The organism is Acinetobacter sp. ATCC 27244, assembly GCF_000156555.1.
In the GTDB taxonomy this organism is placed as follows: Bacteria; Pseudomonadota; Gammaproteobacteria; order Pseudomonadales; family Moraxellaceae; genus Acinetobacter; species Acinetobacter haemolyticus.
Window position 1 is genome coordinate 1 of record NZ_GG665970.1, and the last position, 11,090, is coordinate 11,090.

8 protein-coding genes and 1 pseudogene are annotated in these 11,090 nt (G+C 38.2%); 1 reads left to right on the forward strand and 8 read right to left on the reverse strand.

What is annotated here, in order from left to right; translation table 11 throughout:
• The 6 genes and pseudogenes from HMPREF0023_RS16980 to HMPREF0023_RS15180 all read right to left on the reverse strand — a co-directional run.
• On the reverse strand, nucleotides 1-302 hold a 302-nt coding region (locus HMPREF0023_RS16980; protein WP_008942515.1), incomplete at its 3' end, for a hypothetical protein.
• 214 nt (nucleotides 303-516) lie between these two features.
• Nucleotides 517-1,170, reverse strand: a complete 654-nt coding sequence (locus HMPREF0023_RS15160; protein WP_050767822.1) for a GntR family transcriptional regulator — start codon at nucleotides 1,168-1,170, stop codon at nucleotides 517-519.
• Between the two features lie 54 nt (nucleotides 1,171-1,224).
• Entirely contained in the window at nucleotides 1,225-4,830 is a 3,606-nt protein-coding gene (gene uca, locus HMPREF0023_RS15165; protein WP_005090468.1) for an urea carboxylase, read from the reverse strand.
• A 15-nt stretch (nucleotides 4,831-4,845) separates the two neighbouring features.
• Nucleotides 4,846-6,672 (reverse strand): allophanate hydrolase, encoded by a 1,827-nt coding sequence (gene atzF, locus HMPREF0023_RS15170; RefSeq protein ID WP_005090465.1) that lies wholly within the window; start codon nucleotides 6,670-6,672, stop codon nucleotides 4,846-4,848.
• 259 nt (nucleotides 6,673-6,931) lie between these two features.
• Nucleotides 6,932-8,041: an S-(hydroxymethyl)glutathione dehydrogenase/class III alcohol dehydrogenase gene (locus HMPREF0023_RS15175; protein WP_026056359.1), complete on the reverse strand. Its 1,110-nt coding sequence runs from the start codon at nucleotides 8,039-8,041 to the stop codon at nucleotides 6,932-6,934.
• Nucleotides 8,042-8,061: 20 nt separating this feature from the next.
• Nucleotides 8,062-8,336, reverse strand: a pseudogene (locus tag HMPREF0023_RS15180) (metal/formaldehyde-sensitive transcriptional repressor).
• A gap of 185 nt (nucleotides 8,337-8,521) precedes the next feature.
• Between HMPREF0023_RS15180 and HMPREF0023_RS15185 the strand changes: the two are divergent.
• Nucleotides 8,522-10,078 (forward strand): phospholipase D family protein, encoded by a 1,557-nt coding sequence (locus HMPREF0023_RS15185; protein WP_171057921.1) that lies wholly within the window; start codon nucleotides 8,522-8,524, stop codon nucleotides 10,076-10,078.
• Between the two features lie 14 nt (nucleotides 10,079-10,092).
• On the opposite strand, the gene HMPREF0023_RS15190 is transcribed toward HMPREF0023_RS15185, so the two are convergent.
• Both HMPREF0023_RS15190 and HMPREF0023_RS15195 read right to left on the reverse strand, forming a co-directional pair.
• Nucleotides 10,093-10,677: a uracil-DNA glycosylase family protein gene (locus HMPREF0023_RS15190; protein WP_008942520.1), complete on the reverse strand. Its 585-nt coding sequence runs from the start codon at nucleotides 10,675-10,677 to the stop codon at nucleotides 10,093-10,095.
• Nucleotides 10,678-10,803: 126 nt separating this feature from the next.
• Nucleotides 10,804-11,064 (reverse strand): hypothetical protein, encoded by a 261-nt coding sequence (locus tag HMPREF0023_RS15195; RefSeq protein WP_005080592.1) that lies wholly within the window; start codon nucleotides 11,062-11,064, stop codon nucleotides 10,804-10,806.
• Nucleotides 11,065-11,090: the final 26 nt, after the last annotated feature.

Consider the following 11,090-nt stretch of genomic DNA (forward strand, 5'->3'; position numbering starts at 1 on the left):
AAGTATTGTTTTTTAAGCATGAGACCTATTCCAATACCCAAAAAATATGAATTGTAGCAATAAACCCAAAGTTCATCGGATATGAATGGAGACAATAACAACAAATATAAAAAAAAGAATACAACTACAATACCTGATAAAGCATATGAAATAATTTTTCTTCTTGTTGATTTTCCATCTTGTGTAGTCATTATTTTAAGTAAAAACTTTGCACAGCCTCTAAAAACAATTTCATAAAACTTTCCAAATAAAAAACCTAGAATAAGACCTAAAAAAACAATTATGGGTAGATTATCCAGCATATAAAAATCATTCTCAAACAATAAATGAAGACGTAAGAATACCAATTAATAAAAAAACATAATTCTAAAATGCTACCAATATGCTTATAGTTTAAGTTAATTAATTTTTAAAATTAGCACGTTACAACAAAACTAGGTTTTGGTCGTAAAAACAATTATTTCCACGTTGAAACTGTTAATTTTTTCTTAATTTATATCAGACAAATAGTACATTCTAATAAAACTGACTCGAATCCAACATCTGTAAAGTAATTTTTTTCACTTCATCACGACTTTGCATGATATGTGCTTCAATCGCCTGAATAGCTTCATCTACTTTACGATTAAAAATATAACCCAGTATTTTCTGATGCTCCTGATAAGTCGCTTCAACGCGATAATCTTTAGAGAAGTCTAAGCGACGGATAATACGGATTCGCTCACTCAAATCACGATGAATTCTCGCCATTTCATTATTCCCAGAGGCACGAACTAAAGCGCAATGGAAATCCTCATCTTGTTGTGACAATTGTTTAATATCTTTTAGATATTGATGAGGTTCAATCAACCATAAATCTTTTAAAACGGATAATTCAACCGAGTTTTGATGATCCATCTGACAAAGTTTACGAATCGAATCTTTTTCTAATACGATCCGGACATCATAAAGTTCTTCATAATATCGAAAATTGAGCGGTCGGATTTGCCAACCGCTACGAAAACTCACATCAACATAACCCTCTTGTTGCAAACGATATAATGCTTGTCGGATTGGGGTGCGACTTACATCATAAGCTTTTGCAACTTCAGATTCAGTGAAACGTTCACCTGGCATCAGTTTGAAATCAAAGATATCATTCTTGATGCGTTGGTAAACCAGCTCAGACAAATTGTCTGAGCTTTTTGTTGTTTTTTATTTTAGTTTCTTTCATGCAACCTTGCCTTATTCCATATAAACCAGTGGTTCACCACTATGTACGGTTTGCCCTGCTCTACAAATAATAGCTTTTACAATGCCATCTTCTTCTGCATAAACAGGAAGTTCCATTTTCATTGCTTCAATAATAGCAATAGTTTCACCTTTTTTAACCTCTTGACCATGTTCAACAAAAATTTTCCAGATATTACCTGTCATCGATGCATTTAATGATGCTAAATGACTGTAATCAGCATGGTTATTTTCTTGAATCTGTTCTTCAGGTTGAGCTGCAAACTCCTCTTTCCAGCGATCCACTTCAGTTGTGAATGCTTGTTGTTGCTTAGCTTTAAACTCGGCAATACTTTCAGCTTCATTCTCTAAGAATTTTACATAATCCGCATAATCGAATTCTGTTTCTTCAATCTTGATCTCAGCACGACCATTTTCAAAGTCAGCGCGCCATTGATTCAGTTCTTCTTCTGTCACCTCAAAATATTTAATTTGATCAAAGAATTGTAAGAACCATTGTTTATCACCAAATTGTTTGTTTTTCTTAAACTTGTTCCAAATTGGTAAAGTACGCCCTATCAATTGATAGCCGCCCGGTGAATCCATGCCGTAGATACACATGTACATGCCACCAATACCCACTGTTCCCTCTGCGGTAAAGGTACGAGCTGGATTATATTTAGAACTGAGTAAACGATGGCGTGGGTCAATCGGTACGGCACAAGGTGCTGTTAAATACACATCACCCAAGCCAAGAATTAAGTAGTTTGCATCAAAAATAATATCTTTGACTTCATTCCGATTTGCCAAGCCATTAATGCGTTGGATAAAATCAACGTTATTTGGCAACCACGGTGCTTTAGAGCAAACACTTTCTTGATAGCGTTCTACAGCTCCTAAAGTTGCACTATCTTCAAATGCCATCGGCAAATGTACGATACGAGATGGGATTTTTAATTGACTTAAATCTCCCATTTCTTCTTCAAGTTGAAGTAAGTGAGCAATCAACTGTGATTGTGGAGTCACTAAACCATCGTATTTAATCTGTAGTGAACGAACACCCGGTGACAACTCCAATACGCCTACAATTTTTGCATTACGGATCATTTGAATCAGTTGATGCACCCGTAAACGTAAAGCCAAATCTAAAACATTTTCGCCGTATTCTAAGAGAATATAACTATCACCTGCTTGGCGATACACTGTTTTTGGTGACAATTCAGTTGGTTCTCGTTGTGCCAAGATCGTACTGACAACCTCTTGAATTGGCTCAATCGTTTCTACAACCTTTCTTGCTTCCGCAAAGTTTTGGATATTTTCAATTTGCTGACGTTCAAGTTCATTGGCTTGTTCAACACTAATCGGATAAAAGCGAATTTTATCATCGGCTTTAAGTTGTCCCACTTTCCAAAGTTCTGCTTTGGCAATCGTTACAGGACAAACGAAACCGCCTAAACTTGGACCATCTTTTGCCAGAATCACAGGGAAATCGCCTGTGAAGTTAATTGCACCGATCGCATATTCACAGTCATGGACATTTGATGGATGTAAACCTGCTTCACCACCATTTTCTCTTGCCCAGCTTGGTGTTGGTCCTGATAAACGCACACCTAAACGATTTGAGTTAAAGTGAACTGTCCACTCTGATGCAAAAAACTCTTCTACATACTCAGGTTTAAAGAAATCTGGTGCGCCGTGCGGGCCATATAACACCGCAATTTCCCATACATTACTATATTCAGGAATCAAGTCAGCCGACAACGCTTGCGGTTCGTCATGTGCAAGTGGCAATTCTGCACTAGCAAATGCTGGATCAACCATTTTAATCATGTCACCGACACGTAAGGTACGACCTGCATGACCACCAAAATTACCAAGCGCAAAAGTAGAACGACTGCCTAAATAAACAGGAACATCCAAACCATTTCGTACCGCTAAATATGTACGGCAACCTGATTCAACTTGACCGATTTTTAAAATTTGTCCTGCTTTAACTTCAACAGGCTTCCAAAAATCAATTTCCTGATCATCTAACAAAGCAGTACAGCTCGCTCCCGCCAAAGCAATGGTTGTATCTGTATGGAACTTTAATGTTGGTCCAACTAAGGTAAACTCGAAACCTGCGGCTTTAGCATCATTTCCAACAATACGATTGGCAAGCTGAAATGCATAATCATCCATTGGACCCGATGGTGGTACACCAATATCCCAATAGCCTGTACGACCCGGATAATCTTGAATTGAACTCAACGTCCCTGCTTGAACCACTTCAATTACGTTTGGCGTGTAGTTGAAATCATCCAACATTCTTGTCCAGATTTGCATAGATTCAAAGCGCTGATCTGAAACGATGGCACGTGCGTAATCCAAGTTTGTGCTGATACCGTTCAAACGCGTTTCAGCCAATACATGCTTTAATTTTTCAATAGCACTGGCACGGTCATCAGCATGAACAATGATCTTGGCAATCATCGGGTCGAAGTATTGAGAAATCTCTGTGCCAGTTTTCACCCAAGTATCAACCCGAATCCCCTCTGGAAATGCAACCTCTGTCAGTACGCCCGGACTTGGTTGGAAATTTTTAACAGGATCTTCGGCATAAACACGAACCTCAATCGCTGCACCTTTCGGCTGAATATTGCTGAGATATGCCCAATCAAGTTCATCACCAGCAGCAACTTTGAGCATGCATTCAATTAAGTCTAGACCCGTAACCATCTCAGTGACTGGATGCTCAACCTGTAAACGTGTATTCACTTCAAGAAAATAAAACTCATCTCGATTGGCATCGTAGATAAACTCAACCGTTCCTGCACTACGATAATTAACGGATTTCCCCAGTTCTATCGCTGCTTGATGTAGTTTTTTACGTGTCGCTTCAGGTAAATTTGCCGCAGGTGTTTCTTCTACTACTTTTTGGTTACGACGTTGCAAAGAACAATCACGCTCACCAAAGGCAACGACTTGCCCTTTTCCATCACCAAAAATTTGCACTTCAACATGTCGAGCTTTATCAATAAAGCATTCAATAAATACGCCTGCATCTTTAAAGAATTGTTCGCCCAAACGTTTTACACTTTCATATGCATTGGTTAACGCTTGTGGTGTATCACAACGGGTCAAACCAATACCACCACCACCAGCAGTACTTTTCAGCATAATTGGATAGCCAATACGATCTGCAGCAGTCAATGCTTCCTCTAAGCTATCCAACAATCCAGTTCCCGGTGTCATTGGTACATTGGCAGCAGCAGCCAATTCACGAGCACGATGTTTTAAACCAAACTCTAAAATTTGCTCGGCCGTTGGCCCCATAAAGGCAATGTTATTTTCCTCACAGGCACGGGAAAAATCAGCACTTTCAGAGAGAAAGCCATAACCAGGAAAGATTGCCTCAGCGCCAGTTTGTTTAGCTGCCTGAATCAATTTTTCGATACTCAAATAAGTATCAGCTGGTTTTAAACCATCTAATGCAATTGCAATATCAGCATCTTCAACATGTTGCGCATAACGATCACTATCCGAATACACAGCAACACTGGTTACACCTAATCTTTTAAGTGTGTGAATCGCTCGAACAGCAATTTCACCACGGTTTGCAATAAGTACAGTTTTAAACATGATGATTTCCCCCAATTAATTCGCTGTGTTTGCTGTTTGGCTGTTACGATGCTGGATATAGGCTCTCCATCCACCAAAATGACTAATATTCTCTGCATCATCTATGCCATAAGGCTCACAGATAAAACCTTTCACCCAGCGCCCATCTTCTAGTTCGACATTGCCCATCCCTAAAGGTGTCGGAATTTCTGCCACAAATTCACCAAATCGAGCAGTTGGGACATCCCAAAGTTCAACAATAATGCTTTGTCCATCTTGCTGACGTGCTAAGCCGGGTTTTGGTGGAACAGTGCCATTCAAGGCATAAAGCGCATAGTTTTTAGAAGTTTTGGTGGTTTCGATATGTACAGCATCACGTGTGGTGAGCTGAAAATTCAGCGGCATACCTGTCAAATGAGCACCGACGACTGCAACGCGAATATGATGTTGCGAAATAGGTGTAGCAGAACTTAAAGGTAGCGTTTTATCCAATGCCCCTAATTTCAGTGCAAGATAGTTTTGCCAAGCTTTGCCAAAATGAACCAATGCCGCATCATGCCAAGCTGTTGCAATTAGAGTGATTCCAAACGGTAGATGATCAGCTCTAAATCCTGCTGGCAAAGCAAGCGCACTGAGATCGGCTAAATTGGTAAAATTGGTATATGTTCCCAAATGAGCGTTATATTCAATCGGATTTTGTTGAAGCTGCTCAATGGTGTAGATTGTAGGTGCGGTTGGGACAATTAAAGCATCAAAATCAGCCAATTTTTGTTGGATTTTTCGAGTTAAATCTTGTTTTAAATATTCTGCATTATAGGCATCCACCGCTGAATATTTTTCGCCGTTTTTAATAATTTCTAATACCGTTGGATCAAATGCATCAGAATTAGCTTTCAGTAAATCTTCAACGGCTGCGGTACGTTCTGCCACCCATGAACCTTGATATAGTTGCGCTGCCAGTTGCTCAAAATCTGAAAAATCAATTTTAGTGATTTCAGCATTTAATGACTCAAGTAATTGGATTGTTTGCTGAAATGCTTTTTCAGCCTGTTCATCGCCAAAGAAATTTAGTTTTTCTGGAATGGCAAATTTTAATTTGCTAGAGAAATGCGCTGGCACATTCTTTGGATGCTTACGTGAATAACTATCCAATGGATCATAGGCTTCTAAAACATTTGCAACCAAGTCTGCATCTGCAACGATTAAAGCAAAGATCGAAATACAATCTAGACTTTTACATGCAGGCAATAACCCTCGATTTGAAAACCGCCCTTTGGTTGGTTTTAACCCAACAATATTGTTAAACGCTGCGGGTACACGCCCTGAACCTGCGGTGTCTGTACCTAAAGCAAATGGAACAAATCCACGAGCAACCACACTTGCTGAACCTGAACTTGAACCGCCACTGACATATTCAGGTTTAAAACTGTTTGTTACTGCACCAAAAGGTGAACGCGTTCCCACTAAACCCGTTGCAAACTGATCAAGGTTGGTTTTACCAACTACGATTGCACCCGCTTGCTTCAACAAACGCACTGTTTCAGCATCTTGTGCTGCAACTGTCGTTAAAGCTTTACAAGCTGCGGTAGTTACAAACCCTGCAACATCTATATTATCTTTCACTGCAAACGGAACGCCGTAGAGTGGAAATTGTTTTGCTAAACTTTCAGCTTCTTTAGTTAATTCATTGAGAACTTGAATTTGCTGTTCAATCTGTTCTACCGTCGCAATTGAAATCCACGCATTGTCTTGAGGATCAATTGATGCAACCAAATCTTTTAAAGTATCAAGTTGGATCTCATTTTTCGAATAAGCTATTTGCCACTCTGAAATTGTCCAACCTAAAGTTTTTATCTCATGCATTTTATGAATCCCATCTTGTATACAAGTTTGGATAAATAAATGCAGAAAGTGTGCCAATTAATTTTTTATATAAAATTCAGTATATTGTCTTAAATATGAGTGTTATTTAAATTTAGAGATAAGCTAATGGTGCTAAAAAAGCTTTGTTTTAATGCAGATGCTCCATAATTCAGCACAGTCTGATAGTAATGATATAAATCAATTCACATTGAATGATTTGATGATGCAGCTTATACACCATCAAATCTAAACTTAAAAATTAAAAATGAATCACCGTACGGATCGATTTGCCTTCATGCATGAGATCAAACGCATCATTGATATCTTCAAGTGGCATAGTATGGGTTACAAATGGTTCAAGCTGAATCTCACCTTTCATCGCATCTTCTACCATTTTAGGTAATTGAGTACGACCTTTTACTCCACCAAAAGCAGTACCCATCCACTTACGACCTGTTACTAATTGGAATGGACGAGTTGAAATTTCCTGCCCCGCACCAGCTACACCAATAATGACGGATTGTCCCCATCCACGATGAGCACATTCCAGTGCAGAGCGCATCACATTGGTATTACCAATACATTCAAAAGAATGATCTACACCCCAACCTGTCATTTCAACAATCACTTGTTGGATGGGTTGATCATAATCTTTAGGGTTTAAGAAATCAGTTGCACCAAACTGTTTTGCAAGTGCAAATTTATCTGGGTTAGTATCGACTACAATAATACGCCCAGCTTTAGCTTGGCGTGCGCCTTGCACAACAGCAAGACCAATTCCGCCCAAACCGAACACAGCAACACTATCGCCTTCTTGAACCTTAGCTGTATTGTGTACTGCACCAATCCCTGTCGTCACTCCACAGCCCAACAAACAGACTTGTTCATGATTTGCTTCTGGATTGATTTTTGCCAACGACACTTCAGCCACAACTGTATATTCACTGAAAGTTGAACATCCCATATAGTGATAAATCGGTTGACCATTATAGGAGAAGCGAGTGGTTCCATCAGGCATCACACCTTTACCTTGGGTTGCGCGGACGGCAACACAGAGATTGGTTTTACCTGATTTACAGAATAAACATTCTTTACACTCTGCTGTATATAAAGGGATGACGTGATCACCCACTTCAACACTTGTAACACCTTCACCAACTTGAACAACTACGCCTGCACCTTCATGCCCCAATACTGCTGGAAAAACACCCTCAGGATCATCACCTGATAAAGTAAAGGCATCGGTATGACATACACCAGTATGGGTAATTTTAATAAGCACTTCACCTGCTTTTGGCGGTTCAACATCTAACTCTACAATTTGTAGTGGTTGACCAGCGGCAAAAGCCACAGCTGCACGAGATTTAATCACAATATTGCTCCTTAATTTTACTTTAAATAAGATTTAAGAATTTTACTGACTTGAATAAGCTCTTGACTGCGTTGCAACTCAGAAGAGTCACCAACAACCAATGTATCTTTTAAATGGATTTCGAGGAGTTCAGTCATCAAACCGTTTAATGCACCACGGACTGCACAGATTTGTTGCAAAATATCAGCACACTCTGTGTCATTTTCCAAAGCACGTTCCACACTCTGAACTTGACCTTGAATTCGTTTTACACGTGTGAGAATCTTTTTTTATCCTGTAATTGTTTAGGCATAATGTCGACCACATTAAATCTAAAAAACATACTATACACTAGTATAGTACATTGGTTCAATATTGATACTTTTATATAGAATAAGATTAAATCGTTACATTAAGACCTTAGAAATAAGAGGGTTTTAGAGATATATAAAATCAACAACATATAAATTACAGATGGATTCAATCTTGACAAATAAAATGATAGAAAATTCATACCATTTTAAAGTCATAACACTTGCCATTGTCTTAGGACTGAATGGTTGTACTTTACCAACCAATCAAAATAATGAGTGGAGTAATCATCCCTTGCAGACTAAAACAAAATGGGTAAATGACCCACAATCTGAGCTTAACATTGAACAAGGTCTAACAGCGGTTTTGGCTTTAGATGACGCATTTCTAAGCATTGCCTCTCGTATGCACTTAATTCGAAATGCAAAACATCAACTGGACCTCCAATATTATATTTGGAATGACGATATTATCGGCAACTTGATGTTGTATGAGTTACTCAAAGCAGCAGACCGAGGGGTGAAAATTCGCTTATTAATCGACGATCAAAATGGAACAAAACTTGATAAAACACTTGAAGCACTTTCTCAACATCCGAATTTAGAAATTCGTATTTTTAATCCATATAAATTCAGACATCTTCGTTTTATTGACTATATCTTTAGGCTCAATCAGATCAACCATCGTATGCACAATAAACTTACTATTGCGGATTCATCGATTGCTGTTACTGGCGGTCGAAACATTAGTAGTGAGTATTTTGAAGCAAGTGATCAATTTCAGTTTAGTGATATGGATATCTTATTCTATGGATCTTCTGTAGATCATGCCGTAGAAATATTTAATGAATTTTGGAATAGTGATTTGAGTTATTCGACCGAACAACTCATTGGTAAAGGAACAAACCAACAACTCGAACAAATCAAACAGCACTATCAGGCATTGGATGAAAAAAATACATTAACAGAGAGTAAATTAGAGGCTGCTCAAGATTATTTGAAAATTCGACTTCAAAATTATCCTATTCAATGGGCCAAAGCACATTTCGTTGCGGATCACCCAAATAAAGCATCAGGACAAGCAAAGGAACAAGATCTTTTGTATTCTCAAGTCTTAAAAATCATGGGGAAACCAGAACAACATATGGAGTTAGTCTCTGCGTATTTTGTACCTACCAAACGTGGGTCAGAATACTTAAATCAACTCTCAAATAACGGCATTAAGGTTCGTGTATTAACCAACAGTTTAGTTGCGAATGATGTCGCCGTGGTTCATTCCTTTTATAGTCAATACCGAAAATCACTGTTGCAAAATGGTGTGCAACTTTATGAGTTCAAACCAAATATTGAACGTAAGAAAAGGACTTGGTATGAAGTTGCTACAGGCAGTGTCATTCCAGTCAAAGGTAAAAACCGATCAAGCTTACATGCAAAATTTTTTGATGTAGATGGTAAAGTTTTTATTGGCTCCTTTAACTTTGATCCGCGATCGGCTCACTTAAATACTGAAGTTGGATTGGTTGTTGAATCTGATCATTTACAAAATCAAATCACCACACTTCTTGATGAACATATGCTACAAGTTGCCTATCAGCTCAAACTTGATACGGATGGCAATATTATCTGGTATGAACATAAAGAAAATGGCGAGATAATAAAGCATCATCATGATCCTGAAAGCACTAAGTTTCAGCGTTTTACTATGAATTTTGTGTCATATTTTCCAGTGGAATGGATGATGTAAATCAATATTGATAACTAGACTAACCCTATTTCCGTGAAGAACTGACGATAGGCATCTGCTTTTTTCTCTAGTGCTAGCGGATATGCCCGTGATGATGAAGGCAAACGATATAAACTTAATTTCCGATCCATATAATTGACTTGTACAGATTGCCCAATCATCGGTTTAGCTACTTGCTCAGGGAAATGTTGCATTAGCGTGTCAGTTGCCTTATCACCTGTCGTCATGATGGTGTGACACAGTGGAATTTGCTCTAGCAATTTTGATAAATCTGTGGGCGTGACGATTTCTAAAAATTTATCTGATGCATTACCTTGCAAGCGTTTCACTTGATAAGCAGTGTCAAACATTCCTACCCCAATTTGAGTTAAAAAGTCTCGAATGAGTTGTTCTTTAAAGTTTTTATTGGGCAAATCTAAAAAATAATCCTTATCTTTAAAAAAAATTAGACCAAATATCCGCCACATATCATTTTGGTAGTTTGGATAATAAAAATCCATCTTCCATCGGCTTTGTGGCGGTGGAAAACTTCCAAGCATCAAAAGCTTTGCCTTTGATGGCAAAAATGGAACTAAAGGATGTGTCTCGATATCAATCATTTATACAAAACCAAAATTTAAGATATGTTACGTTGTCTTCGCTGATGGCTTTGATTTGATCTAATTATTAGCGTTCAGCTAAAAAAGAAAGCCCACTTATAGGGCTTTCTCATCTGTTATTTGAGCTTAAGTATTGAACTCTTGCATCGTCATTTCACCCAAATAACCAATTGATATAGCAAATAAGTTTTCCGGCTCAGAAGAAGGATCATTTTTCTTTAACCATTCAAGACCAATAACACCCAACTCATTCAATTTTGACTTAGAAACTGGTGGCAGAAGCTTCTCTAAAGGTAATTGGATACTAAAATTCCGTGTGTTGCTACCACTGCTTTTATCATTAAATGTATAGCCAATTAAATACCAATGATATTTTTGTTCAGACATTTCTTATTCTCAAGTTTAAATAGTTG